This window comes from Mesorhizobium sp. f-mel (assembly GCF_053850215.1).
Map to the genome: position 1 here is coordinate 1 of NZ_JBSPTO010000004.1, position 19,714 is coordinate 19,714.

At 61.8% G+C, this 19,714-nt stretch carries 15 protein-coding genes, 1 tRNA gene and 1 pseudogene; 8 read left to right on the forward strand and 9 right to left on the reverse strand.

Annotated features, from left to right (window positions below):
* Positions 1-888: ISAs1 family transposase (locus ACWUKX_RS07590; RefSeq protein WP_456005431.1), on the forward strand; the 888-nt coding region annotated here is incomplete at its 5' end.
* 295 nt (positions 889-1,183) lie between these two features.
* Here ACWUKX_RS07590 and ACWUKX_RS07595 read toward each other — a convergent pair.
* The gene (locus ACWUKX_RS07595; RefSeq protein WP_456005434.1) at positions 1,184-1,744 is read right to left on the reverse strand and encodes a hypothetical protein; all 561 of its coding nucleotides are present in this window, start codon (positions 1,742-1,744) and stop codon (positions 1,184-1,186) included.
* A gap of 376 nt (positions 1,745-2,120) precedes the next feature.
* Here ACWUKX_RS07595 and ACWUKX_RS07600 point away from each other — a divergent pair, with 376 nt between their 5' ends.
* The gene (locus ACWUKX_RS07600; protein WP_456005437.1) at positions 2,121-2,699 is read left to right on the forward strand and encodes a hypothetical protein; all 579 of its coding nucleotides are present in this window, start codon (positions 2,121-2,123) and stop codon (positions 2,697-2,699) included.
* 298 nt (positions 2,700-2,997) lie between these two features.
* Here the strand turns inward: ACWUKX_RS07600 and ACWUKX_RS07605 are convergent.
* From ACWUKX_RS07605 to ACWUKX_RS07615, 3 genes and pseudogenes are all read right to left on the reverse strand, one after another.
* Positions 2,998-3,879: pseudogene (locus ACWUKX_RS07605) on the reverse strand (IS1595 family transposase).
* Between the two features lie 597 nt (positions 3,880-4,476).
* Positions 4,477-4,550, reverse strand: a tRNA-Gln gene (locus ACWUKX_RS07610).
* 343 nt (positions 4,551-4,893) lie between these two features.
* Positions 4,894-5,826, reverse strand: a complete 933-nt coding sequence (locus tag ACWUKX_RS07615; RefSeq protein WP_456005439.1) for a lysylphosphatidylglycerol synthase domain-containing protein — start codon at positions 5,824-5,826, stop codon at positions 4,894-4,896.
* Positions 5,827-6,116: 290 nt separating this feature from the next.
* On the opposite strand from ACWUKX_RS07615, the gene ACWUKX_RS07620 reads away from it, so the two are divergent.
* Both ACWUKX_RS07620 and ACWUKX_RS07625 read left to right on the forward strand, forming a co-directional pair.
* Positions 6,117-7,496, forward strand: coding sequence for a Ppx/GppA phosphatase family protein (locus tag ACWUKX_RS07620; protein ID WP_456005442.1), 1,380 nt, complete (start codon positions 6,117-6,119; stop codon positions 7,494-7,496).
* A complete protein-coding gene (locus tag ACWUKX_RS07625; RefSeq protein WP_065008018.1) occupies positions 7,493-8,188 on the forward strand; it encodes an RlmE family RNA methyltransferase in 696 nt (231 codons plus the stop codon). The genes ACWUKX_RS07620 and ACWUKX_RS07625 overlap by 4 nt, the downstream gene beginning before the upstream one ends.
* Positions 8,189-8,371: 183 nt before the next feature.
* Here the strand turns inward: ACWUKX_RS07625 and ACWUKX_RS07630 are convergent, their stop codons facing one another.
* Positions 8,372-9,787: an MFS transporter gene (locus ACWUKX_RS07630; protein ID WP_456005445.1), complete on the reverse strand. Its 1,416-nt coding sequence runs from the start codon at positions 9,785-9,787 to the stop codon at positions 8,372-8,374.
* 342 nt (positions 9,788-10,129) lie between these two features.
* Here ACWUKX_RS07630 and ACWUKX_RS07635 point away from each other — a divergent pair, with 342 nt between their 5' ends.
* The 3 genes from ACWUKX_RS07635 to ACWUKX_RS07645 all read left to right on the forward strand — a co-directional run bounded on the left by ACWUKX_RS07635 (position 10,130) and on the right by ACWUKX_RS07645 (position 12,753).
* Complete coding sequence (locus tag ACWUKX_RS07635) at positions 10,130-10,615, forward strand: hypothetical protein (RefSeq protein WP_456005447.1); 486 nt, start codon at positions 10,130-10,132, stop codon at positions 10,613-10,615.
* A 67-nt stretch (positions 10,616-10,682) separates the two neighbouring features.
* Positions 10,683-12,185, forward strand: a complete 1,503-nt coding sequence (gene guaB / locus ACWUKX_RS07640) for an IMP dehydrogenase (protein WP_065008021.1) — start codon at positions 10,683-10,685, stop codon at positions 12,183-12,185.
* Between the two features lie 25 nt (positions 12,186-12,210).
* Positions 12,211-12,753, forward strand: coding sequence for a hypothetical protein (locus ACWUKX_RS07645; protein WP_456005449.1), 543 nt, complete (start codon positions 12,211-12,213; stop codon positions 12,751-12,753).
* 42 nt (positions 12,754-12,795) lie between these two features.
* On the opposite strand, the gene rnd is transcribed toward ACWUKX_RS07645, so the two are convergent.
* The 3 genes from rnd to ACWUKX_RS07660 form a co-directional block, all read right to left on the reverse strand.
* Positions 12,796-13,947, reverse strand: a complete 1,152-nt coding sequence (rnd, locus tag ACWUKX_RS07650; RefSeq protein ID WP_456005451.1) for a ribonuclease D — start codon at positions 13,945-13,947, stop codon at positions 12,796-12,798.
* A gap of 99 nt (positions 13,948-14,046) precedes the next feature.
* Positions 14,047-15,291: an MFS transporter gene (locus ACWUKX_RS07655; protein WP_456005454.1), complete on the reverse strand. Its 1,245-nt coding sequence runs from the start codon at positions 15,289-15,291 to the stop codon at positions 14,047-14,049.
* Positions 15,292-15,456: 165 nt separating this feature from the next.
* Positions 15,457-15,960 (reverse strand): DUF3280 domain-containing protein, encoded by a 504-nt coding sequence (locus ACWUKX_RS07660; protein WP_456005457.1) that lies wholly within the window; start codon positions 15,958-15,960, stop codon positions 15,457-15,459.
* Positions 15,961-16,220: 260 nt separating this feature from the next.
* On the opposite strand from ACWUKX_RS07660, the gene aspS reads away from it, so the two are divergent.
* Positions 16,221-18,011: an aspartate--tRNA ligase gene (aspS, locus tag ACWUKX_RS07665; protein WP_456005913.1), complete on the forward strand. Its 1,791-nt coding sequence runs from the start codon at positions 16,221-16,223 to the stop codon at positions 18,009-18,011.
* Between the two features lie 267 nt (positions 18,012-18,278).
* On the opposite strand, the gene ACWUKX_RS07670 is transcribed toward aspS, so the two are convergent.
* Positions 18,279-19,469, reverse strand: a complete 1,191-nt coding sequence (locus tag ACWUKX_RS07670; RefSeq protein WP_456005460.1) for a hypothetical protein — start codon at positions 19,467-19,469, stop codon at positions 18,279-18,281.
* Between the last annotated feature and the right edge of the window lie 245 nt (positions 19,470-19,714).

Sequence of the window (19,714 nt, forward strand, 5' to 3'; positions counted from 1 at the left end):
GACGCAGCCCCCAGCCACGATACGGTCTCGCGGCTGCTGCGCCTGCTCGACCCGGAGGCCTTCGGTCGCGCCTTTGCCGCCTTTGCCGCAGCTTTTGCGAGAGCCGGCCAAGAGGTACCTGAGGTGGTGTCGCTCGACGGCAAGGCTTTGCGGCGGGCCTACGAGAAGGGCTTGGCAGCCAGTCCGCCCTTGACGGTGTCGGCCTTCGCCGCCGAGACCCGGCTGTGTCTGGCGGCAGTCTCGCCGAGCGATGGTGAGAACGAGGTCGAGGCCGCGCTCAAGGTCGTCGAACTCATTGATCTTACGGGCAGATTGGTCACCGCCGACGCGCTCCACTGCCACACCCGCATGGCTGAGGCCATCACCCAAAGGGGTGGCGATTACCTGCTTGCGCTGAAGGGGAACCGCCGTCATTGGCTGCGCCGCGCCAACCTGCAACTGGCTGACGCCACCCCTTCCATTGCCGAGCGGGTCGAGACCAGTCACGGCCGCAACGAGTGGCGGCAAGCCGAGATCGTGGCGGCGGCCGAGCCGCTGATGCCCGGCCACCAGGCCTTCATCCGCATCACCAGCCGGCGCGATCAGGCCAAGCCGTTGATGCGCCTGTTCATGGCCTCCACGCTTCTGTCGCCGCAGCAGGCGCTCAGCCTCACCAGAGCTCATTGGCAGATCGAGAATGGCTTGCATTGGATGCTCGACGTACATCTTGATGAGGATCTCAGCCGTGCCCGCAAAGACAATGCTCCCGCCAACACAGCCCTCCTCAATCGGCTCGCCAGAAACATCCTGCAAGCCGCCGATGTTCCCAACGTTCCTATCAGCCATCGCATCAAGAAATGCGCCTGGAATGACGACTATCTCATCAATGCCATCACTCATATGCGATAGCCCTGCCACCTAACGGGAGGGGAAGAAATGGCTAAGAAGCCGGGAAGAGTGGGCGAAGCAGATATTGCGACGGACGTGCTGGCAATCGTAGATGCGCAGCCCGGTCGCCAGATTAGCACCACAAGGTTGATTTCAGAGTTGCGGAACCGCATTCCGCTTAACGCCGACGATGAAGAACAGCTAGACGGTCGAAACGACGATCGCTTTTCTCAGATAGTCCGAAACATAAAGTCTCATAGAAAGCAGCCCGGTAATCTAATCCATGACGGGCACTTGATTGCTATCCCGAGGGGCTTTAGGCGACCTTAGAAAACTGCGCCTTGTAACCCGGCCTAAACCACTTCAATTCTGTTTGGGCCGAGGCGCTTTTGTCCCAGACGAACCAGGCATAGGCGGTCGTGCCGGAACCGGCCTGCACCGCGCCAGCCGGATAGAACGTGATCCGCTCGCTGAACACCCAGACGCGCGCCGGCGGGCATTCTGCGAAGATCGTGTTGGCGCGGTTTGCACCCTCTAGAAAGGCAAGTCTGAGAAGCAACGCGAACTTGTTGCGCGCCAGCTTCACGCCAGACCGTACGAAGCTCTCAGCGCTGTTGTAGGGCGGATTGGTCACGATGTTGTCTGCCGGCGTCGCCGCCGTGTTGAAGTCGATACCAGCCTTGCCGAAGCCCCGGTCAAATAGATCCGAACTGCGGACAGGGTTGCCACGGCTTTCCAGCACACGAGACATTGCGCCATCGCCGCAAGCGCACTCCCATATCTCGCCGACGAATTTCTCGTTTTCCATAAGGGCGTGCGTCGCCCATGCCGGGGTCGGGAAATAGTCCGGACCAGCCAAATCGGCGAACCGCTTCATGGTCGGCTTGAAGCCGCCGTTGAGGTTGTAGGTAGCGTCCAAGGCGATTCGCCCTCCGTTAAGGCAAAAACCATAACAGAATCATGTGGTTAAGGAAGGGTTAACCGCCTGCGACCGATTGACTCGGCTAATCCCTGTTGACGGGCCACCTTCCCTTAGAATCGGACTGGTTGATTCGGAAGTCGCCAGACGGACGGCAGAAGGTCGCAAAAATAGCGACTACATATAACCCGTTGAAATTAAACGATTGTGTGCGGTGTTGCATAACACATTTTTTAGTCATTCTGCGCCGGATTGTAAATTTTGCAGAATTCTGGCATAAGGATCGCGCGACATTGAGTGACGATCCGAAACCGGAAGAAGGAGATTAGACGTCATGGCCGGGGAATTTGACCCGGCGATCCAGCGGCTGGTAGCCGACATCGATGAAGTCGAGGCCACGCTTCTGAATAAGAAGCGCATGGTCAACCAGCTCTGCGATTACGCCGGCAGACCTCATATGTACGCCGACGCCCAGCTTATCGTTGGCGCGGGCGCTGGGCTTATTCGCCCGGATCAGTTCTATGGTCAGCCCCTCGCATCGGCAATTAGGTTCTACCTCGAAATGCGCTTTGCGCGTGGGCAGGGCGCGGCAACCGTGCGCGAGATTTTCGACGCGCTGAAACAAGGTGGCTTTAAGTTCGAAACGAAGGATGACGCCAACGCTGAACGCGGTCTGCGTCAGTCTCTGACCAAGAACTCGGTCACGTTCCACAAACTGCCTAACGGCACGTATGGGCTGCTGGAGTGGTACCCGAACGCCAAGCCCGCCAAGCCCGACGAGACCGAGGCGAGGAACGGCAAAAATAAACCGGCGGACGATGTTTCGTCGTCCACCGGTTCTGCGACTTCGAGTGACGCATCGCTCAACCGCGAAGAAGAAGATGCGTCCGATACCCTCGAGGAAGGGAGGTGAGAACGATGCCATTATTATAGGACACCCTGATCACCACCTTCACGGTTGCGTCTTGAGCTAGACAAGGCGCTTCCGTCAGCCCCGTAGGGGGACAGGACGCCGAGGTGGGTTACCCGCCCCGGCGTTTCCGCACGTCAGTGGTAGCACGAATCGCGGAGTCGGTCTATATTCTTGACCATGTTAACCCTTGCTGACGCCATCAAAACGAACCGAATAGACCAGTTCATTCGCGAACAGGAGGCTGCCGGCGTCGGCCCAGCCCAAGAGGCGGACTTTCTAAAAGCCGCCTCCAAAGTGATCAAACACGAGCCACAATCAAATCGAACATCGCGTTCTGCATCTGGCGGTGGTTCGACCGAAAAGTGAACTCATCAAGATAGCGGTGCATGTGCTTTGACGACACGTGAATGTGCGTCAAACGAACCGAACGCTTGAACAGAACCCAGAAACTTTCGACATGGTTTGTCGAATAGGTTTCCCCATCCCGCCAATCGTAGTGCGACCAATCCTTCTGCGAGTGCGTCACGGTGCCGTGCTTGTAGCCGTCGCCTTCCAATAAACCGTAAGACATTAGTTCGTCGGTCGAGACGGCAGAGCCGGCTTGACGTTGCGAAGCGTCACGTCACGTAGCCTTCTTTACGTCCGGGATCACCACGGCGCGCATGTCGCCGCCGCGTTCCTTTATGCCCATGACGATGGTCTTGCCGGCGGCGCCGCGACCGCGTGTACCAGGGCGATAGCCGCCCACGTACGCCTCATCCATTTCGACGTGGCCTTGCAGCATGTCGAAGTTCTGAAGCGAGCCGATAAGCTCACGGATTTTCATGCCCATCCGGTAGGCCGTCTTGTAGGTCACGCCAAGCTGGCGCTGAAGCTCTTTGCCCGAAACGCCATCGCGCGTCGTGACGAACAGATAGATCGCATAGAACCACGACTGGAGCGGCGTACGGGTGTCTTCAAACACGGTGCCCGCTGTCGGGTGAACATGGTCGCCGCACTGCGAGCAAGCGAACGCGCGGACCTTGGAAAGGCGATGGAACGTGGCAACGTTCAGGCACTTCCGGCAAGGATGCTTCATGCCAAAGCGGACTTCCATGATGTGGTTCAAACAGGCGTCGTCGTCCGGGAAGCAGGCGAAGAAGTCACGAACCGAAAACTGGGGCGATTTGCTCTTGCTCATGCCCCCAGTTATCGCATGTAGTCATACGTACGTCAAGGGGATAATTCCCTGTAATTATGCCGACTTATGAAGGAAACAATAGACAAATTCGCGGAAGTTACACAATCCTCGATTGTGGATCTGGCAAGCCAGATGTCAAAACACGCACGAATATAGAATACTTACGAGTTCAATTACCAGTCAGAGAGTTGTTGGTTACTGCTTGAATCTGCCAGGCAATCCGGCCAATTGGGTCATCGACACAAGAGAGTCATTTACAGAGATCCAAAAAAGTAGACCGCCTTGATAAGCCCATGGAGCTAGAAGGCATCGATTGAGCGCTATAAGTCACACGGAGACCGAAGGCTGCCGTATGGTGGCCTTCTTGTTTCTAGTGAAGCCGCCCGCAAGCTGGACGCCAGCCAAAGGCGAGCGTTCAACCTAAGCGCCGGAAGGCGGCACAGACACTCCCGCAAGCATCCGCTTACTCGCACCGGCCCACTTCCCGCTTTTGCTCGAGACCGGGCGCATCCGCGACCACCGGCAGACCATGACGCGCACGGGAAAGAGCTTGGCGGCATACAGCCGTCTCGACTTACAGAGCCACCAATCAATATTTGGCTGGGGAACCTGGATTCGAACCAGGACTAACGGAGTCAGAGTCCGTGGGTCTACCGTTAACCTATTCCCCAGCAGGCGCGGCTGTCGAAAACCGTGCGGGCAGGGCGGCGATGGCACCGCGCGTGCCTTGTAGCCGCCGCCGGAAAATAGTCAAGCCTGCCCAGCCTTCAATAAACGCAATTGCTTCAGGTTTTGACTTGCCCTCACTCTTGTGGGCGTTTGCGCTGCCCCTCACCCCCGGCCCTCTCCCCGTGAAGGACGGGAGAGGGGGTCGCCAGCGTTGCGGCTAGGTCCCTTCTCCCCGCTTTTCACGGGGAGAAGATGCCGGCAGGCAGATGAGGGGCGGCGCCGGCATCGACGATTGATCGTCTCAGACATGACATCATCTTCAGTCCGAAACGATTGTGCCGCATCTCACTTCCCACTCCGCCCGAGCTGCGAGTGCTCAAAATACAGCACGACGCCGAGCGCGATCAGCAGCGGGACGATCAGGTAGAACAGCCGGAACACCAGCAGCGCTGCCAGCACGCCGACCGGGTCCATATGCGAAAGCCCGGCGAGGAAGACGACTTCGAACACGCCGAGTCCGCCCGGCGCATGCGAGATCTGGGCGACCGAGAACGACACCAGGAAGACGCCGAGCACGACGAAATAGCCGGGATTACCAGCCGCGGGCAGGGCGAAGAAGATGATCGCCGCCGCCGCCAGAAGCTCGATCGGGCCGATCAGCAATTGCCGCACGACGATCGGCAGGGCCGGATAATGAATCTGAAAGCTGCCGATCTTCAGCGGTCTGAGATGCAGCCAGCTGCCGAAGACATAGGCCGCCACCAGCAGCAGCATGGCGACGCCCGCGGCCATGGTCAGGCGATGATGCGGTGCGCCGGAGAACCGGTCGATGATTTCAGGCTCGAAGACCAGCACGAGGCCGGAGACGAGGATCGTCGACAGCACGAAGGTGATCCAGCAGATCGCCACCAGCACGCCGACATCCTTTCCGGTGAGGCCCCTGGTTCCGTAGGCGCGGTAGCGGATCACCGCGCCTGAAAATACCGAGCCGCCGATGTTGTGCGACAGCGCATAGGTAGTGAATGAGCAGAAGGTGACGAAGAGCCAAGAGACCTTCTTGCCGATATGCAGGAGCGCGATGTGGTCGTAGCCGGCCAGCGATGCATAAGCGATGACCGAGCTCAGCGCGGCGAGCATCCAGCCGCGGGCAGGGATGGCGACGATGCCGTCCCAGACATCGTCGAGCGAGATGCCGCGCAGTTCGTGCAGTAGCAGCCACAGCGAGAACACGACCGCCGCAATGCCGACGACCGGCCAGAAATAGCGCCTCCAGTTCATGGCGTGACGATCATGCGTTGCAGCCCCGTTGCCCTCTTTCGGTTCGCGTCAGGGAAACTGGCCGCGATTCCGAATGTTCCATTCCGCCATTTCAGAAATGCCTTATCGAAGCCGGCTATTCAACCGGCAACGCGCGGCTCTTCCCGCTGCCGCTTCATGCCGCCGGCAAAATTCGGCCCCTGCGCTCTTGGTGATCCGGCCCGGCGCTGCTACTCTGGCGGCAACTTAGAACACATGAAAGCGCCTGCTGCGTCCGATCTCCGGTTCGCGCGGCGCCGGAAGGAACTGAAGTGGAAGACCACGACACCGGCGCTGGCGCGCCGGAAGTGGGCGTGTCCAGGGCTTCGCCGCCGCCTTCAGGCCAGGCAAGCCCATCCGCCGGTCGGCAGAATGGCCGCCCGGTGCAGCCTTGGTCCGGTCACGGACAGGCAGGCGACGCGTCCCACCATCAGAATGGCCAGAATCAGAAGGCCAAGACCAGGAAGCGGCGCAAACGCCGGCGCGGCCGCAAGGTTTTCGTGCGCGATGACGCACACCTCGCGGCGGCCGGGCTGTCGGCGGCCGCCGACAGCGCTCCAGCCAGCCGTCCTCCCGAGGCGATCGTCGCGCCTTTGCCCTCAGCTGCGCCAAGCAGGCCGGAGCAGGATGTTCGCCGCTCGCCGGCGCAGGAACTGCCGGTGTTTGCGGCACTCGACCTCGGCACCAACAATTGCCGGCTGCTGGTGGCTGTGCCGACGCGCCACGGTCAGTTCCGCGTCATCGACGCTTTCTCCCGTATCGTCAGGCTGGGCGAGGGCCTCACCGCCAATGGCCGGCTCGGGCAGCCTGCGATGGACCGTGCGGTCGAGGCGCTGAAGATCTGCGGCGACAAATTGCGCAGCCGCAAGATCAGGAAGGCCCGGCTGATCGCCACTGAAGCCTGCCGCACGGCCGCGAACGGCGCCGAGTTCCTCGACCGCGTCGAGCGCGAGGCCGGCCTGAAGCTCGAAATCATCGACCGCCAGACCGAGGCGCGGCTGGCGGTTTCGGGCTGCGGCTCGCTGGTCGACCGCGACACGCAAGGCGTCGTCCTGTTCGACATCGGCGGCGGCTCCTCGGAAATCGCGCTGATCGACCTCACCGGCCACCGCTCGCCGAGGCTCGCCAACCATATCGTCTCCTGGACGTCGCTGCCGGTCGGCGTGGTTTCGCTGGCCGAGCGCTTCGGCGGCCGCACCGTCACCCGCGAGGTTTTCGCCGCCATGGTCGAAGATGTGGCTGTGCGCCTGCATGCCTTCGATGGGCGCGACCGGCTCAGCCATGTGCTCGCCAGCCCGAAATTTCATTTGCTCGGCACCTCGGGCACGGTGACGACGCTGGCCGGCGTCCACCTTGACCTGGAACGCTACGACCGCCGCCGGGTCGACGGGCTGTGGATGGACCGCGACAGCGTCGACCGCATGGTCGAGAAGCTGGTCGGCTGGGATTTCCAGCAGCGCGTCGCCAACCCTTGCATCGGCGCCGATCGCGCCGATCTGGTGCTGGCCGGCTGCGCCATCCTGGAAGCGATCCGCGCGGTGTGGCCGTCGGAGCGGCTGCGTGTCGCCGACCGCGGCCTGCGCGAGGGCATATTGAGCGAATTGATGGCCGACGACGGCGTCTGGCGCAGCAATGGGCGTGATAGGCGATGACCAAGAAGCCGGAAAAACCAGGCTCAGCCGGCATTCGCGTGCTGAAGACGCGGATCAAGAAGAAGAGCGGCCTGAAGGAATCGTCGCGCCGCTGGCTGCAGCGCCACATCAACGATCCCTATGTCCAACGCTCCAAGGCCGACGGCTACCGCTCGCGCGCGGCCTACAAGCTGATCGAGATCGACGACAAGCACCATCTGCTCAAGCCCGGCATGAAGGTCATCGACCTTGGTGCGGCACCCGGCGGCTGGTGCCAGGTCGCCGCCGCGCGGACGAAATCGACGGCCGAACACCCGCATGTCGTCGGCATCGACTATCTGGAGATGGACGCGGTGCCCGGCGCGCCGGTGCTGTTGATGGATTTCCTCGACCCGCAGGCGCCGGAAAAGCTCGCCGAAACGCTCGGTGGCCAACCGGACATCGTTTTGTCCGACATGGCGGCGCCGACGACCGGCCACCGCCGGACCGATCACATCCGCACGATGTATCTGTGCGAGGTGGCGGCTGATTTCGCCCTTTCGGTGTTGAAGCCGGGCGGCCATTTCCTTGCCAAGACGTTTCAGGGCGGCGCCGAGAACGAATTGCTCGCCAGGCTCAAGCAGAATTTCCGCTCGGTCCATCACGTCAAGCCGCCGGCCTCGCGGGACGAGTCGGTCGAGCTTTATCTGCTGGCGAAGGATTTTAAGGGGTAGCGTCTTTCCCTTCTCTCCTTGTGGGACGAAGGTGGCCTCACGAAGCGAGGTCGGATGAGGGGTGTTCCAGCTTGGCAACACGCCTGCAGTTATCATCGCCTCGTTCTTGCAACACCCCTCATCCGTCTCGGCGCTGCGCGCCGATCCATCTTCTCCCACAAGATGGGGAGAAGGGAAGGAGCCTCAACTCGCCGGTGGACCCGCCTCCAGCGTCTTGGGCGCCGTCAGCCCGCCAAATCCTGACACGGCGTTGCCGGCGTCCGGCGCCAGCCGCATGAATGACAGCGATGCGGTCGCCGACACCGCCGCGACGATGAAGAACGCGATGTGGAAGTCGCTCAGCGTCAGCGGCCCGCCATGGATTGTCGTCGACACTTCCAGGATGCCGCCGGCCAGCGCCACGCCGAGCGCGATCGACAGTTGCTGGAACACCGCGGCGATCGGCGTTGCCTTGCTGGTGTCGGCGGTCGAAATCTCGGCATAGGCAAGCGCGTTGATGCCGGTGAAGAACATCGAGCGGATGAAGCCGCCGACGAGCAGGGCGGCGAGGATCACCACATAGGGCGTGTCGGGCGTGAACAAGCCGTTGATGGCGATCGACGCCGCCGCGATCAGCGAGCCGAAGATCAGCACCCGGCGGAAGCCGGCGACCCTGAAGATCAGCGCCGTGACGAATTTCATGCCGATCGCGCCGATCGCCGCCACGAAGGTGATCATTCCCGACTGGAACGGCGTCAGCCCGAAGCCGATCTGGAACATCAGCGGCAAAAGGAACGGCACGGCGCCGATGCCGATGCGGAACAGCCCGCCGCCGAGAACCGAGGAGCGGAACACCTGGTTGCGGAACAGCTCGAGCGCCAATAGCGGATTCTTGGCGCGGCGCGCATGCAGGAGATAAAGCACGGCTGACGCCAGCCCGACAGCCACGGTGAGAAAGCCGGCGATCGGCGGCAAAGCGGGCAGGCTGACCACCGACAGGCCGAACACGATGCCCGATGCCGCCAGCCCGCTCAGCACGAAGCCGATGAAGTCGAGCGGCGTCTGCGCCGATTCGGTCTCCGGCAGGAAGCGTGTGGCGAGCCAGATGCCGATCAGCCCGATCGGCACATTGATCAGGAAGATCCAGTGCCAGCTGCAATAGGTGGTGATGAAACCGCCGACCGGCGGACCGACCAGCGGCCCGACCAGCGCCGGGATGCTCAGCCAGGACATGGCGGCGACAAGCTCGCTTTTCGGCGTGGCGCGCACCAGCACAAGCCGTCCCACCGGCGTCATCATGGCGCCGCCAATGCCTTGCAGGAAGCGCGACATCACGAAAGCCGGCAGCGAATTGGACACGGCGCAAGCGACCGAACCGACGATGAACACGGCGATCGCCGCCCGAAACACGTTCTTGGCGCCGAAACGATCGGCCATCCAGCCGCTGATCGGAATGAAGACCGCCAGCGACACCAGATAGGCGGTCAGCGCCAGCTTGAGCGCGACCGGGCTGGTCTGGAGGTCGGTGGCGATCGCCGGCAGCGACGTTGCGATAACGGTCGAATCCATGTTTTCCATGAACAGAGCGACCGCCAGGATAAGCGGAATGGTGCGGTTCATGGAACGCGTCCGGATTTGAATGTTGCGTCGTCGATTGCTTTGCCGGTCCAGGGGAGGGGCAGGCCGACAGGCAGGGCGGGTTACCACGGGTTGGGTCGGATGTCGCCTTAATTTGCCGTCACATTTGTGCGACCCTGGCAGCCGTGCCAGTCCGAAGCCTTGCGAAGAATGGCGCTTAAAATAAAAGTCCCGCCTCGGCGGCGGGTCGGTTGGCGCAAATCAGCACCATGCACAAATCAATAGCATAACTGCCGTCAAAAAGCAACGGATCACGAGCGCGGAAGCGCCGGGAACCGGAACCGGTTTATCCGAGTTAAACCCCTTTTTGAAGTGAGATGCGTCATGAAGATGCTAGGCACCATGCTTGCCGCCTGGGTTGCAATCGTCGGAGGCAACAGCGTGGCTGCTGCCGATCCGTGGAAGGACGAGAGCGGCCATGGAAAATGGCAGGACCGCTATCGATACGAAGATAATTATGAGCGGAAGCGGGAACGCTACAGCTACAAAGAGGAATATCGGCGCGGCAACTGCACGATCGAGCGCAAGTGGGAAGGTGACGAATACAAGGAAGAGATCAAGTGCAAGCGGGCAAGCGGCGCGTTTACGATTACTATTAGGCCATCCATCGCCTGCCGGCGCTCAAATTTCAACCTGACCCACTACCCGAGCGACTATCCGAGCGCGTATCTTTCCCGCTGCGCTCGCAGAGCAGCGGCGAATGCCGGTCACCAATCCGAAGGCACCAAGCTGAGTTCGCAGCCCTGCCGTGCACAAGCAATCGGCTTTTCATCGGCGACGGGACGTGTTACGAGCCAGCGCCAATCCTGAAAGGGAAGAAGACGAGTCGGCGCTGTCCATCCGGTCCAGCGCTTTTTATGCATTCCGAGGGCTGGCCATGGCAAAGATTATCGAAACGTCCACGGGCGCATTGGCGCTGACCTTTGACGATGTGCTGCTGCAGCCGGGTCATTCCGAGGTCATGCCGGGCGAGACCGACATCCGCACCCGCATTGCCGGCGACATCGACCTCAACGTGCCGATCCTGTCCGCCGCCATGGATACCGTGACCGAGGCGCGTCTTGCCATCGCCATGGCCCAGGCTGGCGGCATCGGCGTCATCCACCGCAATTTCTCGCCGGCCGAACAGGCCGAGCAGGTGCGGCAGGTCAAGAAATTCGAATCCGGCATGGTGGTCAACCCCGTTACCATCGGCCCCGACGCGACGCTCGCCGACGCCTTGGGGCTGATGCGCACCTACAGCATCTCGGGCATTCCGGTGGTCGAGAATGGCGGCGCCGGCGGGCATAAGGTCGGACGGCTGGTCGGCATCCTGACCAACCGCGACGTGCGCTTCGCTTCCGACCCGGCCCAGAAAGTCTACGAGCTGATGACCCGTGAGAACCTGATCACGGTCAAGGAAAATGTCGATCAGGACGAGGCCAAGCGGCTCCTGCACCAGCACCGCATCGAAAAGCTAGTCGTGGTCGATAGCGACGGCAATTGCGTCGGGCTGATCACCGTCAAGGACATCGAGAAGTCGCAGCTCAACCCGCACGCCACCAAGGACGTGCAGGGACGCTTGCGCGCGGCGGCCGCCACCAGCGTCGGCGATGACGGGTTCGAGCGCGCCGAGCGCCTCATCGATGCCGGCGTCGACCTTCTGGTGATCGACACCGCGCATGGTCATTCGCAACGCGTGCTGGATGCCGTGACGCGGGCCAAGAAGCTGTCCAATTCGGTCCGCATCCTGGCCGGCAATGTCGCCACGTCAGAAGGCACGCTGGCGCTGATCGATGCCGGCGCCGATGCCGTCAAGGTCGGCATCGGGCCCGGCTCCATCTGCACCACCCGCATCGTCGCCGGCGTCGGCGTGCCGCAGCTTTCGGCAATCATGTCGGCGGTCGAGACAGCGCAGAAATCGGGCGTCTCGGTCATTGCCGATGGCGGCATCAAATATTCCGGCGATCTCGCCAAGGCGCTCGCCGCCGGCGCCAGTGCCGCAATGATCGGCTCGCTGCTGGCCGGTACCGACGAGAGCCCGGGCGAAGTCTATCTGCACCAGGGCCGCTCGTTCAAAGCCTATCGCGGCATGGGCTCGGTCGGCGCCATGGCCCGCGGCTCCGCCGACCGCTATTTCCAGGCCGAGGTGCGCGACACGCTGAAACTGGTGCCGGAAGGCATCGAAGGGCAGGTGCCCTACAAAGGACCTGTGTCCGGCGTGCTGCACCAGCTTGCCGGCGGCCTGAAAGCCGCTATGGGCTATGTCGGCGGTCGCGATCTTGCCGATTTCCGCGACCGCGCCACCTTTGTACGCATATCCAACGCCGGACTTCGTGAAAGCCACGCCCATGACGTCACGATCACCCGCGAAAGCCCGAATTACCCCGGCGGAGCCTAACCAACTCGCACGAAGCCTGACGGCAATGATGCTGCGGCTGTCGCGCCACGCTGCCGCGCTCTGTTTTGCCTGCGCGGCGGTTTTCGTCGCCATGACGGCGATGGAATTCCTCTATTTCCGCCAGCTGAGTGGTGGCCTGCCGTCACTCGATTTGCGCTGGACCGGTTTCACCCCGGATGAGGGCATGGCCTGGCTGACGGCGCTCGGCCGTCGCGGCAGCGAGATCATTCTGGTCTGGCATTATCTGACCTTCGACCTCTTGTTCCCGGCGCTGCTGTCGCTGACGCTGGTCAGCCTGATCCTGGCCACGGGGCGGCGGCTGAAGAACTTCCGGGCTCTGCCCGCGCAGCTCCAGTCGCTGTTCGCGCTTGTCCTGGTGCTGCCCTACACGCTTGCCGATTATGCGCAGAACATCGCTGTGGCCCGCCTGCTCTCGGATTTCCTGTCGGCCAATCCGGATTCGCTGTCCTTCGCCTCGGCGCTGATCGTCACCAAATTCGCGCTTCTGGCGATACCGGTCATCGTCATCGCGGTTTTCCACCTGACCGGTCAGCCGCGCCAGCGTTGACTTCCCTTCTTCCACAACAAAGGGAGAAGGATGTGGCAGACGCTACAAATCGAACAGCGCGATCTTGCGCTTGTCGAACTTGATCGCAATCTCGCCGCGCACCAGTTTGAGCGCGGCCTCGCCGAACACGGCGCGTCGCCAGCCTTGCAAGGCCGGCACGTCGGCGCCCTCGCCCTCGGCGGCGATGCGGTCGATATCGTCGCTGGAGGCCAGCACCTTCGAAGCGACTCCCTCCCTTTCGGCGACGATCCGCAACAGGACTTTCAACAATTCCGCGGCGGCATTGGAGCCTTCGGGCGGCTGAAAACTCTTCGGCAGCTTCGGCATCTCTTCCCTGGGCAAGGCAAGCGCGCTGTTGATCGCGCCAAGCAGCGCCGTTGCCGTCGCCGACCGTTCCCAACCCTTCGGCGTGGTGCGCAGCTTGCCGAGTGCTGCCGTATCGCGCGGCGCCTGCTGCGCCACCTCGTAGATGGCGTCGTCCTTGAGCACCCGGCCGCGCGGCACGTCGCGTTCGCGCGCCTCGCGCTCGCGCCATGCCGCCACCGCTTGCACGATCGCCAGCTCCTGCGGCTTGCGCAGCCGCATCTTCAGACGCTTCCAGGCATCCTCCGGATGCGGATCGTAGGTCTCACGCGCAGTCAGCACCTCCATCTCTTCGTTCAGCCAATGAGCGCGGTTTTCCCGCACCAGTTCGGCGCTGAGGTGCTGGTAGACCTCGATTAGATGGGTGACATCGGCGAGCGCGTAGTCGAGCTGCTTTTCGGAAAGCGGCCGGTGGCGCCAGTCGGTGAAACGTGAGGACTTGTCGAGCCGAGCGCCGGTGATCTTCTGGACGAGCTGATCATAGGAGACGCTGTCGCCGAAGCCGCAAACCATCGCCGCCACCTGGGTGTCGAACACCGGATGCGGGACCAGGTCGCCGAGATGAACGATGATTTCGATGTCCTGGCGCGCAGCATGGAAGACTTTGACGATGGCCTCGTTGGCCATCAGCCTGAAGAACGGCTTCAGGTCGATATCGGGTGACAGCGGATCGATCAGCGCCGTCACCCCGGGCGCCGCCATCTGGATCAGGCAGAGGATCGGCCAAAACGTCGTCTCTCGAATGAATTCGGTGTCGACGGTGACGAAATCCGACTTTTCGAACGCGGCAACAGCGGTCTCGAGTTCTTCTTGGGTTGATATGACGTGCATCAAATCGCTTTTGGCAAAATGGTAAGGTTTCCTTCAATTTCAGCCGCGCGGGCTTTCGTCAAGCGGCAGCCCCCGGGTTCAAGACATAGGGGGCCGTCATCATTGCTTCGCAGGCCCGTCGGAATCATCGTTGCGCTTGGCCAGTCGGGCGAAGACCGTCGATGTGCGCAAAAGGCCGATGAAACGGCTGCGATGGCCGGCCGGCACGCCCGATCGCACCTGCATCCGGTAAAGGATGACGACGACAAAGATGGCGTAGACGGTGGCGGTGAACACGAACAGCGCGCTTGGCCCGAAATACTGCATAGCCGTCGAGGCGGCGAACGGCCCGCCAATGGCGCCGAAGGAATAGAACAGCATCAGCGCCGCGTTGATCAGCACAAACTCGCCCTTGTCGGCGCGGTCGTTGGAATGCGCCGCCGATAGCGAGTAGAGCGGCATGGCGAAGCAGCCGAAGATGAAGACGACCACGAAGTTGAGCGACGGGTCGCTGCCCGCCCAGAACACCAGCGCCAGCGATACGAGCATCGCGCAGCACGTCGTGATCAGCAGCACGGAACGCCGGTCCCAGCGGTCGGACAGATAGCCGAGCGGATACTGGATGATGGCGCCGCCGAAGATGCCGACACTGACGAAGGTGACGACGTCGGTGACCGACATGCCGATCTGTTCGGCATAGACCGGCGACAATGTGCGGAAGGCGCTGTTGGTGACACCGACGGCAATGCAGCCGAAGCAGCCGAGCGGCGAAATCCGCCAGACGCGGGCCAGGTCGAGCTTGACGTCGTCCGGCGGGGTCGGGTTGGAGCGGTCGCCAAGCGACACCGGCACCAGCGAGAGCGTGATCATGATCGACATGACGGCGAAGATGGCGAAACCGCCGGCGCCGACGATCGGGATCAGGAACTGTGCGCCTGTGACCGAACCGATGTCGACCATCCGGTAGATGGCCAGCACCCGCGCGCGATCCTTGTTGGCTGCCCCGGAATTGAGCCAGGCTTCCATGATGGTGAACAGGCCGGCGAAGCAGAAGCCGCCGGCGAGGCGCAACATGCACCACATGACCGGGTCGACGACCAGCACCAAAAGCAATGTCCCGGCGGAAGCGATCGCCGCCAGCGCGGAAAAGGCGCGGACATGGCCGACGGCCTTCATGATGTGGGTGACGGCGAGGCAGCCGAGCAGGAACCCGGCGAAATAGAACGTGCCCATCAGGCCGATGGTCGAGGCCGAAAATCCCTCCTGCGCACCGCGCAGCGCGATCAGGGTGCTCTGCAGGCCGTTGCCGCCGAGCAGGATGCCGGCGGCAATAAGGAGCGGGATCAGCGGGCGCATGGAGGACATGAAGGAAGGCCTGTCGTTGATCCTTCTTGAACCATCGCCCGCGCCAATGCCAGCGGCAATTCCCGGCGATTGGCAGACCAGCGCCGATAATCAGTTTCTCGGTTTGATTTTTAGCTGAGGGGCGATCTTTCGCGCTCCCGATGGCGCGCTGGGGTGGTGGGCGTCCTACCGCAGAATTCTGTTTGTCATCAGCCATTTCACGGAGCGGGGCCACGCGTAGTTCGGACCCATGCGAAGATCGGTAAAGCCCTGCGAAACAGGTTTCCCGGTTTCAACGTCGAGGATGCGAATGAACATGGTATGTTCTGTTCGGTTGACGCGTGTTACGACGCCTAGCAAGGCAAGAGATGCGCCGTGCTCTTTGGCGATTTTGCTTTCACAGCCACCGCAATTGCGCAATCCGTGCGGTGCAACCGCCTGCTCATCTGTCGCCGGCGCATCAACCACTGTAAAACGTCCGGACTGGGAGAGCATGTCCTTCGCCACTTGTGCCGACTCGGACAGATAGCGCCTATCGTGTTCATCCGGCGGAATTATTCCCGCCCCAGCGCTCTTGTCCTCCAATTCGAATGGAAACACCTCGATTGACATCGGCTTTGTCTGAGCGAGTGCAAATGCGCAGGTGCCGACAAGCAGCGTCACCAGGACAGTCAATGTGCGAATGCTCATGGTAGTCCTCCCGTCCGTGTAATGGCCATTGTACACGGCTTGACCACCCCGATCACGATCAAGCGGAGCAAATTCTACGCTTTGACTGTGGTGTGGAGTTTTCACACAGCCAGGGTTTACAAGCCGAAGTTCAAACCGAGAGATGCTGCCAGTGCGCCGCCTGCCTTGACAAAAGCGGCCTCTCATGTGCTTTTCGCCCAAATTTTCGGGCCGGGCCATCATGCCTTGGCCGCAATCAACATCCGGACTTATCAATGACAATGCATCGTTACCGCAGCCATACCTGTGCCCAGTTGAGGAAGAGCGACGTCGGCTCTTCCGTTCGCCTGTCGGGCTGGGTGCATCGCGTGCGCGATCATGGCGGCCTGCTCTTCATCGATTTGCGCGACCACTATGGCCTGACCCAGATCGTCGCCGATCCGGATTCGCCGGCCTTCAAGATCGCCGAGACGGTGCGCGGCGAGTGGGTCATCCGTGTCGACGGTGAGGTCAAGGCGCGCCTGGCCGAGACCGCGAACGCCAACCTGCCGACCGGCGAGATCGAGGTTTTCGCGCGCGAGATCGAAGTGCTGTCGGCGGCCAAGGAACTGCCGCTGCCGGTGTTCGGCGAGCCGGATTATCCCGAGGACATACGTCTCAAATATCGCTTCCTCGATCTGCGCCGCGACACGCTGCACAAGAACATCGTGGTGCGTACGAAAATCATCGCCGAGATGCGCAAGCGCATGGGCGAGGTCGGCTTCACCGAATTCTCAACGCCGATCTTGACCGCTTCGTCACCTGAAGGGGCGCGTGACTTCCTGGTGCCGTCGCGCATCCATCCCGGCACCTTCTACGCGCTGCCGCAGGCGCCGCAGATATACAAGCAACTGATCATGGTTTCGGGCTTCGACCGTTACTTCCAGATCGCGCCGTGCTTCCGCGACGAGGATCCGCGCGCCGACCGCCTGCCGGGCGAATTCTACCAGCTCGACGTGGAAATGAGCTTCGTCGAGCAACACGACGTGCTGGCGACCATGGAGCCGGTGATGCGCGGTGTGTTCGAGACCTTTGCCGCCGGCAAGCCGGTGACGCAGGAGTTTCCGCGCATCGCCTATGACGTCGCCATGCGCAAATACGGCACCGACAAGCCGGACCTGCGCAACCCGATCGAGATGCAGGCGGTCTCTGATCATTTCCGCGATTCCGGCTTCAAGGTGTTCGCGAATATCCTCGCCAACGACCCGAAGGCCGAGGTCTGGGCCATTCCGGCCAAGACCGGCGGTTCGCGCGCCTTCTGCGACCGCATGAATTCCTGGGCGCAAGGCGAGGGCCAGCCGGGCCTCGGCTATATCTTCTGGCGAAAGGAGGGCGAGAAGCTCGAAGGCGCCGGTCCGCTCGCCAAGAACATCGGCGAGGAGCGCACCGAGGCGATCCGCCAGCAACTCGGTCTTGCCGATGGCGACGCCGCCTTCTTCGTCGCCGGCGACCCGAAGAAATTCGTCTCGTTCGCGGGCGCGGCGCGCACTCGCGCCGGCGAGGAGCTGAACCTTGTCGACCGCGACCGCTTCGAACTGTGCTGGATCGTCGACTTTCCCTTCTTCGAATGGAACGAGGACGAGAAAAAGATCGATTTCGCCCACAATCCGTTTTCCATGCCGCAAGGCGGCATCGACGCCCTCAATGGCGAGGATCTGCTTGGGATCAAGGCGTTCCAGTATGACATGGTCTGCAATGGTTTCGAGATCGCGTCTGGCGGAATCCGCAACCATCTGCCGGAAACCATGGTCAAGGCGTTCGAGACTGTCGGGCTGGACCGCGAGACGGTCGAGGAGCGCTTCGGCGGCCTCTACCGCGCCTTCCAGTACGGCGCACCGCCGCATGGCGGCATGGCGGCCGGCATCGACCGCGTCGTCATGCTGCTGGTCGGCGCCAAAAACCTGCGCGAAGTGACGATGTTCCCGATGAACCAGCAGGCCTATGACCTGTTGATGAGCGCGCCGTCGGAAGCCAGCCAGCAGCAGCTCCGCGAACTATCGCTGCGCGTCGCCGTGACCAAGAAAGAGGCTTAAAACCTCCAGCAACCGATTCTAAACGCTGTCGGTTTGCGCTGCCCCTCATTGCCCTGCCGGGCATTTCTCCCCGTATAGTGACGGAGAGAAAGACGCCGTCACGAATGGTTTCGCCAGCTGCCTGCGTTGCACAATGGGCGTCAAGGTCGCGGCCATTTCCCTTCTCCCCGTCACCATACGGGGAGAAGGTGCCGGCAGGCGGATGAGGGGCGACGCTGACACTTCCAATGTAAGCGCATTTTGCAGAACCGGCCAGAGACGTGCCGGTCAGTCTTCGTTCGCCTTGACCGTCACGCCAAGCGTCTTCGGCAGGTCGAGCGGGTTGGACATGGCGCCCGCCATGATCAGCGCGAACGGCACTGCCGCCGGCGGCTCGGCCAAGATCTCGAGGCTCTGCGGATCGTCGAGAAATTTGCCGACTGCCGCCGACACCTGCGCCGTCAATTCGGGATTGTTGAGCTGCGCCATGCCGAAAGGCACGATCGCCTTGGCCTGGTTGGCGATGTCCTTGCCGGACATGCCTTGCTGCTTGCCGACGTAGTCCAGCACCTTGTTGGTCAGCGAATCGTCGTCGAAGCGAATCGAAGCGCTGTTGAATGAAAGCTGCTGCAGGACGCCGAGCATGGCCATGCCTTGCGCCGAGTTGTCGGCGCCTTCGGGCTGAGCCGCTATCTTCTTCTGCATCTCCTGCAGCGACTTGATGACGTCCAACGTGTAGCCGCCGAGACCGAAGGTCATGCCGAGCGTTCCGGCATTGTCGACGGAGATGTCGTATTTCGACAGCTCCATCTTGCCGTCCGCAGGTTGCCAGGTGCCCTTCATTTCAAGGTTCCCGGTGATGTTCTGGTAACCGAGCGCGTTGATCACGTCCTTGGACTTCGGGTCCTCGACCAGCGTCAGGTCGGCATTGAACTTTTCCGTGGTTCCGGAAAATTCCATCGCCTTGCCGTCGGCCGGTGGGGTGATTTCGATGGCGAGTCCCTCCATCGAGAATGCGGTCTTGTCGGCAACCTTGACCGTCATGTTGTCGAGTTCGGCCGATTTATACATCATCATTGAGCCCAGCGGGCCTGTGGCGCCGTCCGCCGGAACCGTCATGTCGTGGATGATGAAGGGGCTGAGGTCGACCGTGACGCCGTCCTCGCTGTGCCGGAACGCCGCAGTCGAGACGGTTTCAATTTCATAGCCGCCATTGGCTTCGGTCACGCCTTCGAGTGTGACGTCGCCGATCTTGAACGCTTCCTTTTCGGCCGCCGGTTTGAAGGCCACGCCTTGCAGCACCATACTGGAGGCATCGCCCGTCACCCCGGTCCAGGAGATGTCGACGCCCTGGGCGGCGAGAGCCGCCTTCAGCCGGTCGGCGACCGCCGCATCCTGCGCCAAGGCCGCGTTCAGCGGCAGCGTCAGCAAAAACGTCGAAAAAGCAAGTTTGTTGAGTGTCGAGCGTCTGATCGTCATCGCGAGTCCCCTGAGAGTGTCCTGAAGATTGTTTTTTCAACTCGTTGCGCCGTCACCCTTCCGTGATGAACTGGACGGGAAAAAGGCGTTCTCCCGCACAATGGTCGAAAACCATAGCGAAAGGCAAATCCGATCCATTGCCATAGAGCCGGGATGTAACCGATTGATGTTGGTCGGCGCAGCAGTGCGTCCAGTTCGTGTTGCGGAAGGAGGCGCAGTCAAGCGCCTCTTGCCGCGAATCACCC

Bases quoted from the DNA above. Each gene is read 5' to 3' on its own strand.
- ACWUKX_RS07595 (WP_456005434.1), bottom strand. From the start codon at position 1,744: ATGAAGCGGTTCGCCGATTTGGCTGGTCCGGACTATTTCCCGACCCCG.
- ACWUKX_RS07600 (WP_456005437.1), top strand. From the start codon at position 2,121: ATGGCCGGGGAATTTGACCCGGCGATCCAGCGGCTGGTAGCCGACATC.
- ACWUKX_RS07615 (WP_456005439.1), bottom strand. From the start codon at position 5,826: ATGAACTGGAGGCGCTATTTCTGGCCGGTCGTCGGCATTGCGGCGGTC.
- ACWUKX_RS07625 (WP_065008018.1), top strand. From the start codon at position 7,493: ATGACCAAGAAGCCGGAAAAACCAGGCTCAGCCGGCATTCGCGTGCTG.
- ACWUKX_RS07630 (WP_456005445.1), bottom strand. From the start codon at position 9,787: ATGAACCGCACCATTCCGCTTATCCTGGCGGTCGCTCTGTTCATGGAA.
- ACWUKX_RS07635 (WP_456005447.1), top strand. From the start codon at position 10,130: ATGAAGATGCTAGGCACCATGCTTGCCGCCTGGGTTGCAATCGTCGGA.
- guaB (WP_065008021.1), top strand. From the start codon at position 10,683: ATGGCAAAGATTATCGAAACGTCCACGGGCGCATTGGCGCTGACCTTT.
- ACWUKX_RS07645 (WP_456005449.1), top strand. From the start codon at position 12,211: ATGATGCTGCGGCTGTCGCGCCACGCTGCCGCGCTCTGTTTTGCCTGC.
- rnd (WP_456005451.1), bottom strand. From the start codon at position 13,947: ATGCACGTCATATCAACCCAAGAAGAACTCGAGACCGCTGTTGCCGCG.
- ACWUKX_RS07655 (WP_456005454.1), bottom strand. From the start codon at position 15,291: ATGTCCTCCATGCGCCCGCTGATCCCGCTCCTTATTGCCGCCGGCATC.
- ACWUKX_RS07660 (WP_456005457.1), bottom strand. From the start codon at position 15,960: ATGAGCATTCGCACATTGACTGTCCTGGTGACGCTGCTTGTCGGCACC.
- aspS (WP_456005913.1), top strand. From the start codon at position 16,221: ATGCATCGTTACCGCAGCCATACCTGTGCCCAGTTGAGGAAGAGCGAC.
- ACWUKX_RS07670 (WP_456005460.1), bottom strand. From the start codon at position 19,469: ATGACGATCAGACGCTCGACACTCAACAAACTTGCTTTTTCGACGTTT.